Consider the following 14248-nt stretch of genomic DNA (forward strand, 5'->3'; position numbering starts at 1 on the left):
CGATATACCGACAACCGGAGAAAATCATGAATACCTTACTCAACCAACTCAAACCCTATCCCTTTGCCCGACTGCGTGAAGCGATGCAGGGCATTTCCGCTCCCGAAGGTCTGGAAGCCGTCCCGCTGCATATCGGCGAACCGAAACACCCGACACCGAAAGTCATTACTGATGCGCTGACCGCCTCATTGCACGAGTTGGAAAAATATCCGCTGACGGCAGGTTTGCCTGAACTGCGTCAGGCGTGTGCGAACTGGTTAAAACGCCGTTATGACGGCCTGACGGTCAATCCGGATAATGAAATTCTGCCGGTTTTAGGCAGTAGGGAGGCGTTGTTTTCTTTTGTTCAAACCGTGTTGGACCCTGTTTCAGATAGCATCAAACCCGTAATCGTTAGCCCGAACCCTTTTTATCAAATTTACGAAGGCGCGGCAGTTTTGGGCGGCGGTGAAATCCATTTTGCCAACTGTCCCGCACCGTCTTTCAATCCGGACTGGGGCAGCGTTCCCGAAGAAATTTGGCACCGCACCAAGATGGTATTTGTTTGTTCGCCCAACAATCCCAGCGGAAGTGTGCTGGATTTGGACGATTGGAAAGAAATTTTCGATCTGCAGGATAAATACGGCTTCATCATTGCATCAGACGAATGTTATTCAGAAATCTATTTTAACGGCAACAAACCTTTAGGATGTCTGCAAGCCGCTGCACAGTTGGGTCGAAGCAGACAAAAACTGCTTATGTTCACCAGTTTGTCCAAGCGGTCCAATGTTCCGGGCCTGCGTTCCGGTTTTGTCGCCGGCGACGCCGAACTGCTTAAAAACTTTCTGCTTTACAGAACCTATCACGGCAGTGCAATGAGCATTCCTGTGCAGCGCGCAAGCATTGCCGCTTGGGATGACGAACAACACGTTATCGACAACCGCCGTCTGTATCAGGAAAAATTTGAGCGCGTTATTCCCATTTTGCAACAGGTATTTGACGTCAAATTACCGGATGCCTCGTTTTACATCTGGTTGAAAGTCCCCGATGGCGACGATTTGGCATTTGCACGCAATTTATGGCAAAAAGCCGCTATCCAAGTATTGCCCGGACGTTTTTTGGCGCGGGATACCGAACAGGGTAATCCCGGGGAAGGTTATGTGCGTATTGCTTTGGTTGCCGATGTCGCAACTTGTGTCAAAGCTGCGGAAACCATTGTTTCCCTATATCGGTAAAGAATAAAAAATGCCGTCTGAACTTTTGTTCAGACGGCATTTTCAATATTTTACGGTTGAATTTGCTGTAACGGTATTTACTTCACTTTTAATCGGCTTGCCCGCAAACACGTTTAAACTTAAAATCCCCGTGTTTGACACAATACCGAGCAGATTATGTTTTTTGTCCTTTCTCCTGCGAAAAACCTTAACGAAAAAGACCCTGCCCCTGTCAGCGAGTTTACCCAACCCGACCTGCTGGCAGAGTCCGAAATTCTAATGCAGCAGCTGCGCGAGCTTGCGCCGCAACAGATCGCCGAACTGATGCACGTTTCCGACAAAATCGCACTCTTAAACACCGAACGAAATGCGGCGTGGCACACGCCGTTTACGCCGGAAAACGCCAAACAGGCGGTCTTTATGTTCAACGGCGATGTTTACGAAGGTATGGATGCAAACACATTGGATACCAATCAAATACAATATCTGCAAAACCATGTCCGCCTGCTGTCCGGCCTGTACGGTCTTTTGCGCCCGTTAGACCTGATACAGCCTTACCGTTTGGAAATGGGGACGGCATTTGCCAATTTGCGCGGCAAGAATTTGTATGAGTTTTGGGGCGACATCATTATCAACCTTTTAAATGACACGCTTGCCCAAGCAGGCAGCAATACGCTTGTCAATCTTGCCTCACAGGAATATTTCAAGTCCGTCAACACGAGAAAACTTCGGGCGAGGCTGATTACCCCGATATTTAAAGACGAAAAAAACGGCAAATATAAAATCATCAGTTTTTACGCCAAGCGCGCGCGCGGATTAATGGTGCGCTATGCGGCAGAACACAATATTACCGATCCTGAAATGCTGAAAAATTTTAATTACGAAGGCTACGCATTCGATGACGCGGCTTCAAATGAAAGCGAATGGGTGTTTATGCGTTCGGAACAAATAAAGTGAAAACAATAAATTAAGTATTTTCCGAAAAAAGTGCTTGGCAAAATGTATAAACTTCATTATTATTCCTAATCTTCAAGAAGACGGAAGCGTGGCAGAGCGGTTTAATGCAACGGTCTTGAAAACCGTCGAGGGTTGATAGCCCTCCGTGAGTTCGAATCTCACCGCTTCCGCCAATCCTTGAGGTCAAAAACCAAATAAAAATGAAGTAGCATAAAGCATCGGCATTTTTATTTGGTTTTACTTTATCTTTCGGAAACGTGGCAGAGAGGCTGAATGCAGCGGACTCGAAATCCGCTGAGGGTGTAAATCCTCCGTGGGTTCGAATCCCACCGTTTCCGCCACAAAGCAAAACCGTCCTGATTCAGGGCGGTTCTTTTTGGCGCGAATCTGCACAATTACCATAAAAGAATCATTGGTTTACTATGATTTTCCGTAACGCCCTGCAACGAACCGCAATCGGCAGATGCTTTGATTACGGTTTTTATGGTAATTTTTGAGAATGGAAACTTGCCATAATAGTTAAAGCCCTTACTCCGTTTAATCCTGTTCGGGTCAGGGATGCGGGGAAGGTGGGTTTTATCAAGCCGGTGCGTTTTGATGTGAGAATGCCGTCTGAACCTTGGTTTCAGACGGCATTGCTATTACTGATACGGCTTTATTCGCAATTCAGGTCTCGGGTTTTTTCTGCAAATGAATCCATGGCGATTTGGCACAGTTGCTTGCGCTGATTCAAGTCGGCAGCAGGCAGGGCTTGGAATAGGAATTTAGTGTTGTTGCGTGCGAAATCTGCTTTGTTTCCGGCTTTGTTGTAACAGGTTTCGGCGCGTTTGAAATATTGTTGGCAAATCGGCGGCAGCTCGTCCATAGTCAGGGGCTTGCTCTTATGCATACCGTGTGCGGATGCGGGAAGGGCGGTTGCCAAAAGGATGCTAATCAGGATGGTTGGAATAGCTTTCATATTATTGTCTTTTCCTAGGGTAAAAACTAAAGATTATATTATTTATAATCAATGAGTGTTGCGTTTAATCATAATCAGGCAGATAGGAATAACTAATGCCGTCTGAACGATAAATGTTCAGACGGCATTTTTGCCTTTATGCTTATAAGGCGTTTAGTGCCTGATTAAAGGTTGCGCTCGGACGCATCGCTTGTGCGGCTTTTTCAGGATTGGCGGCGTAGTAGCCGCCGATGTCGGCCGCTTTGCCTTGTACGGCAGAGAGTTCTTCAACGATTTTGGTTTCGTTGGTAGTCAAAGCGGCTGCCAATGGAGCAAATACGGCTTTCAGTTCGGCATCTTTGTCTTGCGCCGCCAATTCTTGCGCCCAGTAGAGGGTGAGGTAGAAATGGCTGCCCCGGTTGTCGAGTTCGCCAGCTTTGCGTTTGGGCGATTTGTCGTTTAACAGCAGTTTTTCGGTGGCTGCATCCAAAGTGTCGGCGAGGACTTGGGCTTTGGCGTTTCCGGTTTTTTGCGCCAGATGTTCAAACGATACGGCAAGCGCGAGAAATTCACCCAAAGAGTCCCAACGCAAGTGGTTTTCTTCGAGGAATTGTTGAACATGTTTCGGTGCAGAACCGCCCGCGCCGGTTTCAAACATACCGCCGCCGTTCATCAATGGAACGATAGACAGCATTTTCGCGCTGGTACCCAGTTCCAAAATTGGGAACAAGTCGGTCAGGTAGTCGCGCAAGACATTACTGGTTACGGAGATGGTGTCTTCGCCGTTTTTCAGACGACCCAAGCTGAACTTGGCGGCTTCTTCAGGAGCGAGGACGCGGATGTCGAGGCCATTGATATCCAGTTCGGCAAGGTAGGCTTTAACCTTGGCGAGCAGGCTCTTGTCGTGCGGACGGTTTTCATCGAGCCAGAACACGGCAGGCGTGTTGCTCAGGCGGGCGCGGTTGACGGCAAGTTGTACCCAGTCTTTAACCGGAGCGTCTTTGGTTTGGCACATACGCCAGATGTCGCCGGCTTCAACGTCGTGCTGCATCAGGATTTTTCCTGACGCATCAATGACTTGGACTTTGCCGTCGGCTTCGATTTCAAAGGTTTTGTTGTGTGAGCCGTATTCTTCCGCCGCTTGCGCCATCAGACCGACGTTGGGCACAGTACCCATTGTTGTCGGATCGAATGCGCCGTGTTCGCGGCAGAAATCGATGGTTGCTTGGTAAACACCGGCATAGCTGCTGTCAGGAATGACGGCTTTGGTGTCTTGCGCTTTGCCGTTTTTGTCCCACATACGGCCGGAGTTACGAATCATCGCAGGCATAGAGGCATCAACGATGACATCGCTGGGAACGTGCAGGTTGGTAATGCCTTTGTCAGAATCGACCATCGCCAAATCAGGGTTGGCGGCGTAAACGGCAGCGATTTCGGCTTCGACGGCGGCGCGGGTGTCCGCATCCAGTTTGTCCAGATTGACAAGCAGGTTGCCGAAGCCGTTGTTGACGTTGACGCCTGCGGCAGCCAGTTTGTCGCCGAATTTTTCAAAGACAGGAGCAAAGAATACTTTGACGGCGTGTCCGAAGATAATCGGGTCGGACACTTTCATCATCGTGGCTTTCATGTGCAGCGAGAACAATACGCCTTTAGCTTTTGCGTCTTGCACTTGTTCGGCAAGGAAGGCGAGCAGGGCTTTTTTGCTCATCACGGTCGCGTCGATGATTTCGCCGGCTTTCAGGGCAACAGGCGCGCGCAGCTCTTTTTTATTGCCTTGTTTGTCGGTGAACACGATGGATACGGAAGTCGCTTCAGGTACGGTAACGGATTGTTCGTTATGGAAAAAGTCGCCGCTTTGCATGGTGGCGACGTGGGTTTTGGAGTCTTTCGCCCACGCGCCCATGCTGTGTGGATTTTTTTTGGCAAAGTTTTTCACTGCTTTAGGCGCGCGGCGGTCGGAGTTGCCTTCACGCAGGACAGGGTTTACCGCGCTGCCTTTGATGCGGTCGTAGCGTTCGCGTACGGCTTTTTCTTCATCGGTTTGTGGGTCGGCGGGATAATCAGGGATGGCAAAGCCTTTAGACTGCAATTCTTTAATCGCGGCGGTCAGTTGCGGTACGGACGCGCTGATGTTCGGCAGTTTGATTACGTTTGCATCGGGTTGTTTCACCAGTTCGCCCAATTCGGCAAGCGCATCAGGTACGCGCTGCGCTTCGGTCAGATATTCGGGAAATGCCGCCAAAATACGGCCGGACAGGGAAATGTCGGCAGTTTTGACATCAATATCGGCGTGGCGGGCAAACGCCTGCACAATCGGCAACAGCGATTGGGTCGCCAGCGCGGGGGCTTCGTCGGTATGGGTATAAACAATGGTGGATTTTTGAGTCATAGGATTATTCTCTTGTAGGTTGGTTTTTTCTTTTGGAACACATTGCGCGGGGAATGTGCGCGGCTATTATGGCATATTTTGGCGGCTTTGTTCGCGCTTTGTTCGATCTTGGCGTGTTTGAACGCGGCGGCGTGAAAGGAAGGGGGAAATGGTTTTCCCGCGTTTGGCGGCGGTGTCGGAGGTGCTGTGCCTGATATGAGGCGGCACATTTTCGGTGAAATTGATTTTTAATATTCGGTAACTGTCGGAATATCTGCTAAAATTCCGCATTTTTCCGCCCCGGGACACTCGGGGCGTATGTTTAATTTGTCGGAATGGAGTTTTAGGGATATGGGCTTGAAAAAGGCTTGTTTGACCGTGTTGTGTCTGATTGTTTTTTGCTTCGGGATATTTTATACATTTGACCGGGTAAATCAGGGGGAAAGGAATGCGGTTTCCCTGCTGAAGGACAAACTCTTTAATGAAGAGGGGGAACCGGTCAATCTGATTTTCTGCTATACCATATTGCAGATGAAGGTGGCGGAAAGGATTATGGCGCAGCATCCGGGGGAGCGGTTTTATGTGGTGCTGATGTCTGAGAACAGGAATGAAAAATACGATTATTATTTCAATCAGATAAAGGATAAGGCGGAGCGGGCGTATTTTTTCTACCTGCCCTACGGTTTGAACAAATCGTTTGATTTCATTCCGACGATGGCGGAGCTGAAGGTGAAGTCGATGCTGCTGCCGAAGGTCAAGCGGATTTATTTGGCAAGTTTGGAAAAAGTCAGCATTGCCGCCTTTTTGAGCACTTACCCGGATGCGGAAATCAAAACCTTTGACGACGGGACAGGCAATTTAATTCAAAGCAGCAGCTATTTGGGCGATGAGTTTTCTGTAAACGGGACGATCAAGCGGAATTTTGCCCGGATGATGATCGGAGATTGGAGCATCGCCAAAACCCGCAATGCTTCCGACGAGCATTACACGATATTCAAGGGTTTGAAAAACATTATGGACGACGGCCGCCGCAAGATGACTTACCTGCCGCTGTTCGATGCGTCCGAATTGAAGGCGGGGGACGAAACGGGCGGCACGGTGCGGATACTTTTGGGTTCGCCCGACAAAGAGATGAAGGAAATTTCGGAAAAGGCGGCAAAAAACTTCAAAATACAATATGTCGCACCGCACCCCCGCCAAACCTACGGGCTTTCCGGCGTAACCACATTAAATTCGCCCTATGTCATCGAAGACTATATTTTGCGCGAAATTAAGAAAAACCCGCATACGAGGTATGAAATTTATACCTTTTTCAGCGGCGCGGCGTTGACGATGAAGGATTTTCCCAATGTGCACGTTTACGCATTGAAACCGGCTTCCCTTCCGGAAGATTATTGGCTCAAGCCGGTGTATGCCCTGTTTACCCAATCCGGCATCCCGATTTTGACATTTGACGATAAAGATTAATCGCATAGCAAATCAAAATAGAAGATGGCGGAGTAAGTAAGGCAAAAATCAGGATATGGCGTATTTTTTGAATTGACGATAATTTCCGATTGCTTTGCGTGTGCTGAAATGACAAAGAAAATGCCGTCTGAAAGCTTCAGACGGCATTGTTCTGTTTCGGATGTTATTCGGGCGCGCGGAAACTGTCGTGGCAGGATTTGCAGCTTGCACCGGTTTCGCCGTAGGCGGCTTTGATTTCATCCAGTTTGCCGGTTTGGGCGGCGGCGTTGAGTTTTTCGACGGCGGCGGCGAATTTTGTTTTTTCGGCTTCAAATTTTGCACCATCCGACCAAACGGCGGGCAGGGCGCGGCCGTTGCCTTGCGGATCGGACTCAAAAAGCGTAAACGGTTTTTTGCTGCTGTCGGCAAACGCCGCTGCCGCCTGTTTGAATTTTTCGACATCGTAAGGTTCTTCGCCTTTGACCATTTTGCCCATACGCGAGAAGTCGGGCATCATAGATTTGAACGCGGCGGTGCGGTTTTCGGAAATTTCGCCTTTGGGCTGTGCGGGCGCGCCGCCGTTTCCGCAGGCGGAAAGGAATAGGGCGAGGGCGGTTGCGGCAAGGCGGGTTTGAATGTTCATCGTGTTTCCTTTTCGGTTGAAACCCCGCCCACTTGGACATCCGTCCTTCGGGGCGGTAGAATCAGATTTTATTTGGGAAGGGTGCAATCCCTTCCGAATCAGGACGGCACATAGGGCGACGCTTTATGTGTCGTCCTGTGTGTTGAAACATATTGAATGTGTCCTGTCGTGGTGGTATGGTTGTTGTCATTTTCAGCCGGCGCGATGCCGTCTGAAGGGCGTTATGATACCTGAAACAGGTTTGGGAAACGAGAAAGAAAGGAAAAACAATGGCTGTTTTAATTACCGGTGCTTCGGCAGGCTTCGGCGAAGCGATGTGCCGCGCGTTTGTCGGGGCGGGATACCGCGTTATCGGTGCGGCGCGCCGTGCGGACAGGCTTCAGGCCTTGGCGGATGAATTGGGTGCTTTGTTTTACCCTTTGGAAATGGACGTGTCGCGCCGCGAGTCGGTGGAAAACGCCTTAAACGGCATCCCCGATGAATTTTCCGATATCGACTGCCTCATCAACAATGCCGGGCTGGCTTTGGGTCTGGACACGGCGGACAAGGCGGATTTTGAAGATTGGGAAACGATGATTCAAACCAATGTTTTGGGTTTGGCGTTCCTGACGCGCAAAATTTTGCCGCAAATGGTGGCTCGGGGCGGCGGCTATGTGATGAATTTGGGTTCGATTGCAGGCAATTATGCTTATGCCGGCAGCAACGTTTACGGGGCGACCAAGGCGTTTGTACGCCAGTTCAGCCTGAATTTGCGCGCGGAGTTGGCGGATAAGAACATCCGCGTTACCAATATCGAGCCGGGTTTGTGCGGCGATACGGAGTTTTCCAACGTGCGCTTCAAAGGCGATGACGAGAGGGCGGCGGGCGTGTATGAGGGTGTGGAATTTATCCGCCCCGAAGATATTGCGGAAACCGCATTGTGGCTGTACCGTCGGCCGGCGCATATGAATGTGAACACGATTGAAATTATGCCCGTGGCGCAGACTTTTGCAGGAATGAAGGTCATAAAAACAGCCGTGCCCGAAGTGCGGGAAGACTTTGAAAAACAGAGTATGTCGCTGTTTTCCCGCATCAGGTCCTGGTTCAAATGATGCGGAATGCCGTCTGAAGACAGTTTCAGACGGCATTTTTACGGGTATTTTTACGGAGTAGGCAATAAGCCCGACAATTTGGGGTTGCCTTCTTTCGGAATCGGGCGCGGATTGCCTTCCGCATCGATGGCGACATAAGTGAACACGGCTTCGGTTACGAGGTGGCGGTCTTCGGTAACGCAATCGTTCATCAAAGTTTTCACCCAGACTTCGACTTTAAGCTGGAGGGAAGTATTGCCCACGCGGACGCAATGCCCGTAGCAGCAGACGACGTTGCCGACCTTGACCGGGCGGATGAAGTTCATTTCCTGAACGGCGACGGTAACGATGCGCCCCCGCGCGATTTCCGCCGCCAATATGCCGCCGCCCAAATCCATTTGCGACATAATCCAGCCGCCGAAAATGTCTTGGTTGGGATTGGTATCGCGCGGCATAGCGACGGTACGCAGGAGCAGTTCGCCTTGAGGGCGTTGGCGGTTGCCTTCTTCGTGCTGCATAAAGTTTCCTTGTTTTATTGAAAGATAAATCGGACCTGCACCCCTGCCCGAAACGGGAAGTCGGGAAGGGCGTAGTTTAACCCATTTGAGACATACAAGGGCGGGCGCGGGACAGATTCGCAAGGCGCATTGTAGGGCGGGGCTGTAGGGTGGGCTTCAGTCCGCCATTTCTATCAATCCAACATTTCTACCGTTTTCATTGAATCCATCGAATCCGCCCCTTTCGACAATCCGACCCTATGCAACTGAACCGTCATTCCCACGAAAGTGGGAATCTAGAACGCGGGGTTTGGGCAACTGTTTTTATCCGATAAGTTTCTGTGCGGACAGGTCTGGATTCCCGCCTGCGCGGGAATGACGGATTTCAAGATTACGGTGTTGTCGGGAATGACGGTTCGGGTATTCCTGATGATTCGGGTATTTCTGATAGGGTGGATTCTCAAGGTATTGCGTAGGTGTCGGGTTCGTAAAGAGGGTGCATAGAGAGGGTTGTAGGGTGGGCTTCAGCCCACCGCATCAAGGGTTTTAGGGAATCGGCGGGGTCGGCGGTTTCGGTTTCTTGTGGGAATGGGCGGGATGGATAACATTGACGGAGTTGGTGGGATTGGTGGGCTGAAGCCCACCCTACAGCCCACTGATATACCGTCATTCCCGCGCAGGCGGGAATCCAGACCTGTCCGCACAGAAACTTATCGGATAAAACGGTTTCTTTAGATTTTACGTCCTAGATTCCCACTTTCGTGGGAATGACGGGTTTCAAGATTACGGTGTTGTCGGGAATGACGGTTCGGGTATTTCACTACGCCCGCCCCGCGCCTGTAAACGGCGGGTGCATCAAAAATGCCGTCTGAAGGTTCAGACGGCATCGGTATCGGGGAATCAGAAGCGGTAGCGCACGCCCAATGAGGCTTCGTGGGTTTTTAAGCGGGTGTTTTCCAAGCGTCCCCAGTAGTGGTAGCGGTAGCCGGTGTCCAAGGTCAGGTTGGGCGTGATGTCGATGCCTACGCCTGCTACCGCGCCGAAGCCCACGCGGCGGATGCTGTGGCTTTGGTGTAAGGGCGGGTGGAGATCTGTCGGTCCTTTTTTGATATTGGCGATGGTAAGAGTTAATTGGTCTTCTACAGCAATGCTGTGTTTGATTTTGCCTAAACCAACCCGTGCACCAACATAGGGTTTGAAGCGGGTGCCGGTATCGAAATCGTAGATGGCGGAGATGCCGTAGTTGGATTCGGCTTTGAATGTGCCTTTGTCGGTGTGGTCTATTTCTGTTTTTGTGTCAACAGGCTTACCTCGAGGAGGAGTGATTGTTTTAGTATTTTCTGCGTGAATATGCTTGCCATGCCTCCAGGTATTGTAACGGGCGTAATCGAGGGCGATGCGCCAGTTGCCGAAATCGTAGCCGACGGAAAGGCGGGGGTGTGTGGACTGGGTTTTGACATCGCGGTAGTCGTCGAAGACTTTGGCGTTGTCGCCGGGATAATCGTGGGTAATGTGTTCGTAGGCGTAGTTCAAATCTGCCTGCACATACGGGCCGCGGCCATTGTCTTCACTTGCCGCCTGCGCTGCGGAAGAGAAGAGAAGAGAAGAGAAGAGAAGAGAAGAGAAGAGAAGGGTTTTTTTGGGGGCTGGATTCATTTTCGGCTCCGTATTCGGTTTAACTGATTAAAAGAGAACGATTTTCACTGATGGTTCAAGGGCGGATTGTATCGGGTTTGGGGCGATGTTTCAATAAGAAACAATAAGAAAGCCGCCATTATGGTTTAATCCTGCGCGTTGGATTTGAGTGCAGGGGCTTGCGCCATTTTGAAACAAGCCCTGCTTCGCCGCCTTGAAGGGCGGGGTTTAACTGTTAGGAAACAATGGCAAAGCGGCTTGTTTCTGTCAGACATTGTATGGGTTTTCTTTTAAATGATATATTTCCGCCTGTTTATGCAATATTTTCCGATTGATGGTTTTTATAGTGGATTAACAAAAACCAGTACGGCGTTGCCCCGCCTTAGCTCAAAGAGAACGATTCTCTAAGGTGCCCAAGCACCAAGTGAATCGGTTCCGTACTATCTGTACTGTCTGCGGCTTCGTCGCCTTGTCCTGATTTTTGTTAATCCGCTATGTAGTTGGTTAAAATAAAACTAAGCCAAGGAAGCACTGCCGTCATTCCCGCGCAGGCGGGAATCTAGGTCTGTCGGTGCGGAAACTTATCGGATAAACGGTTTCTTCAGATTTTACGTTCTGGATTCCCACTTTCGTGGGAATGACGGGATGTAGGTTCGTAGGAATGACGCGGTGCAGGTTTCCGTGCGGATGGATTCGTTATTCCCGCGCAGGCGGGAATCCAGACCTTAGAACAACAGCAATATTCAAAGATTATCTGAAAGTTTGAGGTTCTAGATTCCCGCTTTCGTGGGAATGACGGGATGTAGGTTCGTAGGAATGACGCGGTGCAGGTTTCCGTGCGGATGGATTCGTCATTCCCGCGCAGGCGGGAATCCAGACCTTAGAACAACAGCAATATTCAAATATTATCTGAAAGTCCGAGATTCTAGATTCCCGCCTGCGCGGGAATGACGAAAAGTGGTGGGAATGACGAAAAGTTGCGGGAATGACGAAAAGTTGCGGGAATGACGGTTCGGGCATTCCTTAAATCACCCGTGTATCGCTGTAAATCTTAGAGATGGCGGAATATAGCGGATTAACAAAAATCAGTACGGCGTTGCCTCGCCTTAGCTCAAAGAGAACGATTCTCTAAGGTGCTGAAGCACCAAGTGAATCGGTTCTGTACTGTCTGCGGCTTCGTCGCCTTGTCCTGATTTTTGTTAATCCACTATATCGCGATTTTTCGGCATTTGCCCTTCGGGGCGGCTTGTGTTTCGTGCGTGATGTTGCGTGTGGGAATGTTCGGATTGTCAGAAGCAATATGGGAGAAGATGATGTATGAGATAAAACAGCCTTTTCATAGCGGATACTTGCAGGTGTCTGAAATTCATCAAATTTATTGGGAAGAGTCGGGTAATCCCGACGGTGTGCCGGTCATTTTCCTGCACGGCGGACCGGGGGCGGGGGCTTCGCCTGAATGTCGGGGTTTTTTCAATCCCGATGTGTTCCGCATCGTCATCATCGACCAGCGCGGTTGCGGACGTTCGCGCCCGTATGCTTGTGCGGAAGACAATACGACTTGGGATTTGGTGGCGGATATTGAAAAAGTCCGTGAAATGCTGGGTATCGGGAAATGGCTGGTGTTCGGCGGTTCGTGGGGCAGCACTTTGTCGCTGGCTTATGCCCAAACCCATCCGGAACGGGTAAAGGGATTGGTGTTGCGCGGGATATTTTTGTGTAGGCCGTCTGAAACGGCGTGGCTGAACGAGGCGGGCGGTGTGAGCCGGATTTATCCGGAACAATGGCAAAAATTTGTCGCGCCGATTGCTGAAAATCGGCGGAACCGGCTGATTGAGGCGTATCACGGGTTGCTGTTTCATCAAGATGAAGAAGTGTGCCTGTCTGCCGCGAAGGCTTGGGCGGATTGGGAAAGCTATCTGATTCGTTTCGAGCCGGAGGAAGTGGATGAAGATGCTTATGCCTCACTGGCAATCGCGCGTTTGGAAAACCATTATTTTGTCAACGGCGGCTGGTTGCAGGGCGATAGGGCGATTTTGAACAATATCGGCAAAATACGGCATATCCCGACCATTATCGTACAGGGGCGGTATGATTTGTGTACGCCGATGCAGAGTGCGTGGGAGTTGTCGAAAGCCTTTCCCGAAGCGGAGTTGAGGGTGGTTCAGGCAGGGCATTGTGCGTTCGATCCGCCTTTGGCGGATGCGTTGGTTCAGGCGGTTGAGGATATTTTGCCCCGTTTGTTGTAAAAAGTTCCGCATAAAAAAAGCAGCTTCTGTTTGGAAGCTGCTTTTGTTTTGAACGGTTTAACGCAGTTCGGAATGGAGTTTGCCCAACAGTGCGGATGCGTCTTTGCCGGCATATGCGCTGCCGTCTTTGTTGAGCAGGACGATGCGCGAGCCGTCGGCAACGGGTTCTGCATAGACAATCAGCTCGGGCTGTTCGGCAGGTTTCTCCGCTTTGCCTTTGCCCAGCAGGCGTTTGAACAGGCCGGGTTTTTGTTCGGTAACTGCATTGCTTTCGTTCGGGGCTTTTTGAACCAGGAAGGCGTGGCGTTCGGTGTTTTGACCGACGACGGTCAGCCCGATGCGGTCGAGGGCGAGCGCGGTGCGCCGCCAGTTTCTGCCGTAGTCGCCAAAGACAATCAGGCTTTTGCCTTCGATACGCGCCATTTCGTTGACGGCGGGAAGGGTCGGTTTTTTTGCCAATGCGTTTTCCGCCTGCTGTCCGTCAACGCCCAAATATTGCATAAAGCGCGTCAGGAATGCGGCCTCAAGGTTGGGGTCGGAAGCGGAAGGCTGCCACATGGTCGTATCTTTGTTTTTGTCGCCATACACTTCTTTCATGGCTTTGTGCGCGAAGAAGATGTCGGAAACGCCGTTTTTGCCCTGTTCGATACGGACGATGAATTTGTCGCGCTCGCCAGTGGAGTAGATGCCGCCCAAACCGACTGTGTCGAAGAGGCGGCGCAAGCTGTCTTGGGGGATTTTGGCACGGTTTTCCGCCCACTCGGTTTCCATTTGTCCGATGGCAGGTTCTTCGGATTTGATGTCGAAGCCGTTTTCCTGCCAAAAGGCTTTCAGGAGCGGCCATATTTCCGCCGGTGATTTGCCGTCGACAACGAGCCAGCGTTGGCTGCCGTCGCGCTCGAGGCGGACGCCTTTGACGCTTTTCAATACCTCGGCATCGGCAGGCTGTTGGACGGCGGGTGTGCGGCGTTTTTCCAAATCGCTGGCGCGGACGGCTCCCGAACCGGCAGGCAGGCGGTAGAGGTTGCCTTGGTCGGGGTTGTTCAAATCGGGTGGAACTTCGAGTTTGATCAGGCGGTGCGACTGGCTTTGGTAGTCGAGCTTGGGCTGTTCGGTTTTGCTGCCGGAGCAGGCGGCAAGCCCGATGAGTGCGAGCGCGGCAATGACGGGTTTGATATGGGTCATCGTGTCATCCTGTGTGATGGATATTAAAGTGTTTGTTGCGTTATGCCGTCTGAACGCTTCAGACGGCATGG

Annotated in this window: 12 protein-coding genes and 2 tRNA genes; 7 read left to right on the plus strand and 7 right to left on the minus strand. The window is 50.9% G+C overall.

The genetic code is table 11. The annotated features are described in order from the left end of the window. Nucleotides 1–26 precede the first annotated feature (26 nt). The 4 genes from dapC (at nucleotide 27) to Q9I99_RS00620 (ending at nucleotide 2491) form a co-directional block, all read left to right on the plus strand. Complete coding sequence (gene dapC, locus Q9I99_RS00605; protein ID WP_301667825.1) at nucleotides 27–1214, plus strand: succinyldiaminopimelate transaminase; 1188 nt, start codon at nucleotides 27–29, stop codon at nucleotides 1212–1214. 156 nt (nucleotides 1215–1370) lie between these two features. Continuing rightward, nucleotides 1371–2150 carry a peroxide stress protein YaaA gene (yaaA, locus tag Q9I99_RS00610; protein ID WP_301667824.1) on the plus strand — a complete coding sequence of 260 codons (780 nt, stop codon included), beginning with the start codon at nucleotides 1371–1373 and terminating at the stop codon, nucleotides 2148–2150. An 82-nt stretch (nucleotides 2151–2232) separates the two neighbouring features. Next, nucleotides 2233–2323: transfer RNA gene (locus Q9I99_RS00615), tRNA-Ser, on the plus strand. Between the two features lie 78 nt (nucleotides 2324–2401). Further along, a tRNA-Ser gene (locus Q9I99_RS00620) sits at nucleotides 2402–2491 on the plus strand. A gap of 314 nt (nucleotides 2492–2805) precedes the next feature. Here Q9I99_RS00620 and Q9I99_RS00625 read toward each other — a convergent pair. Together Q9I99_RS00625 and Q9I99_RS00630 are read right to left on the minus strand one after the other, a co-directional pair. Next, on the minus strand, nucleotides 2806–3108 hold the full coding sequence (locus Q9I99_RS00625; RefSeq protein ID WP_301667823.1) for a hypothetical protein: 303 nt from the start codon (nucleotides 3106–3108) through the stop codon (nucleotides 2806–2808). Between the two features lie 142 nt (nucleotides 3109–3250). After that, nucleotides 3251–5476: an NADP-dependent isocitrate dehydrogenase gene (locus tag Q9I99_RS00630; protein WP_301667822.1), complete on the minus strand. Its 2226-nt coding sequence runs from the start codon at nucleotides 5474–5476 to the stop codon at nucleotides 3251–3253. Nucleotides 5477–5806: 330 nt separating this feature from the next. On the opposite strand from Q9I99_RS00630, the gene lst reads away from it, so the two are divergent. Beyond that, the gene (gene lst / locus Q9I99_RS00635) at nucleotides 5807–6922 is read left to right on the plus strand and encodes an N-acetyllactosaminide alpha-2,3-sialyltransferase (RefSeq protein ID WP_118792697.1); all 1116 of its coding nucleotides are present in this window, start codon (nucleotides 5807–5809) and stop codon (nucleotides 6920–6922) included. Nucleotides 6923–7085: 163 nt separating this feature from the next. Here lst and Q9I99_RS00640 read toward each other — a convergent pair whose 3' ends face one another. Further along, nucleotides 7086–7544, minus strand: a complete 459-nt coding sequence (locus tag Q9I99_RS00640) for a c-type cytochrome (protein WP_101072647.1) — start codon at nucleotides 7542–7544, stop codon at nucleotides 7086–7088. A 269-nt stretch (nucleotides 7545–7813) separates the two neighbouring features. Between Q9I99_RS00640 and Q9I99_RS00645 the strand changes: the two genes are divergently transcribed. Continuing rightward, nucleotides 7814–8635 (plus strand): SDR family oxidoreductase, encoded by an 822-nt coding sequence (locus Q9I99_RS00645; RefSeq protein ID WP_301667821.1) that lies wholly within the window; start codon nucleotides 7814–7816, stop codon nucleotides 8633–8635. A 50-nt stretch (nucleotides 8636–8685) separates the two neighbouring features. Here the strand turns inward: Q9I99_RS00645 and yciA are convergent, their stop codons facing one another. From yciA to Q9I99_RS00660, 3 genes are all read right to left on the minus strand, one after another. Beyond that, entirely contained in the window at nucleotides 8686–9132 is a 447-nt protein-coding gene (gene yciA / locus Q9I99_RS00650; protein ID WP_002230436.1) for an acyl-CoA thioester hydrolase YciA, read from the minus strand. Nucleotides 9133–9842: 710 nt separating this feature from the next. Next, the gene (locus Q9I99_RS00655) at nucleotides 9843–9998 is read right to left on the minus strand and encodes a hypothetical protein (RefSeq protein WP_301667816.1); all 156 of its coding nucleotides are present in this window, start codon (nucleotides 9996–9998) and stop codon (nucleotides 9843–9845) included. 13 nt (nucleotides 9999–10011) lie between these two features. Beyond that, a complete protein-coding gene (locus Q9I99_RS00660) occupies nucleotides 10012–10767 on the minus strand; it encodes an opacity family porin (RefSeq protein WP_301667815.1) in 756 nt (251 codons plus the stop codon). Between the two features lie 1292 nt (nucleotides 10768–12059). Here Q9I99_RS00660 and pip point away from each other — a divergent pair. After that, nucleotides 12060–12992 (plus strand): prolyl aminopeptidase, encoded by a 933-nt coding sequence (gene pip / locus Q9I99_RS00665; protein WP_118996938.1) that lies wholly within the window; start codon nucleotides 12060–12062, stop codon nucleotides 12990–12992. A gap of 57 nt (nucleotides 12993–13049) precedes the next feature. Here pip and Q9I99_RS00670 read toward each other — a convergent pair whose 3' ends face one another. Continuing rightward, nucleotides 13050–14246, minus strand: coding sequence for an NlpB/DapX family lipoprotein (locus Q9I99_RS00670; protein ID WP_301667813.1), 1197 nt, complete (start codon nucleotides 14244–14246; stop codon nucleotides 13050–13052). Between the last annotated feature and the right edge of the window lie 2 nt (nucleotides 14247–14248).

The sequence above is a fragment of the Neisseria basseii genome, from assembly GCF_962707005.1.
Taxonomy (GTDB): domain Bacteria; phylum Pseudomonadota; class Gammaproteobacteria; order Burkholderiales; family Neisseriaceae; genus Neisseria; species Neisseria bergeri.

Coding starts and splice junctions, on each gene's coding strand:
- Q9I99_RS00640 (WP_101072647.1), bottom strand. CDS start 7,544: ATGAACATTCAAACCCGCCTTGCCGCAACCGCCCTCGCCCTATTCCTT.
- Q9I99_RS00625 (WP_301667823.1), bottom strand. CDS start 3,108: ATGAAAGCTATTCCAACCATCCTGATTAGCATCCTTTTGGCAACCGCC.
- pip (WP_118996938.1), top strand. CDS start 12,060: ATGTATGAGATAAAACAGCCTTTTCATAGCGGATACTTGCAGGTGTCT.
- yaaA (WP_301667824.1), top strand. CDS start 1,371: ATGTTTTTTGTCCTTTCTCCTGCGAAAAACCTTAACGAAAAAGACCCT.
- Q9I99_RS00645 (WP_301667821.1), top strand. CDS start 7,814: ATGGCTGTTTTAATTACCGGTGCTTCGGCAGGCTTCGGCGAAGCGATG.
- Q9I99_RS00670 (WP_301667813.1), bottom strand. CDS start 14,246: ATGCCGTCTGAAGCGTTCAGACGGCATAACGCAACAAACACTTTAATA.
- dapC (WP_301667825.1), top strand. CDS start 27: ATGAATACCTTACTCAACCAACTCAAACCCTATCCCTTTGCCCGACTG.
- Q9I99_RS00630 (WP_301667822.1), bottom strand. CDS start 5,476: ATGACTCAAAAATCCACCATTGTTTATACCCATACCGACGAAGCCCCC.
- Q9I99_RS00655 (WP_301667816.1), bottom strand. CDS start 9,998: ATGCCGTCTGAACCTTCAGACGGCATTTTTGATGCACCCGCCGTTTAC.
- lst (WP_118792697.1), top strand. CDS start 5,807: ATGGGCTTGAAAAAGGCTTGTTTGACCGTGTTGTGTCTGATTGTTTTT.
- Q9I99_RS00660 (WP_301667815.1), bottom strand. CDS start 10,767: ATGAATCCAGCCCCCAAAAAAACCCTTCTCTTCTCTTCTCTTCTCTTC.
- yciA (WP_002230436.1), bottom strand. CDS start 9,132: ATGCAGCACGAAGAAGGCAACCGCCAACGCCCTCAAGGCGAACTGCTC.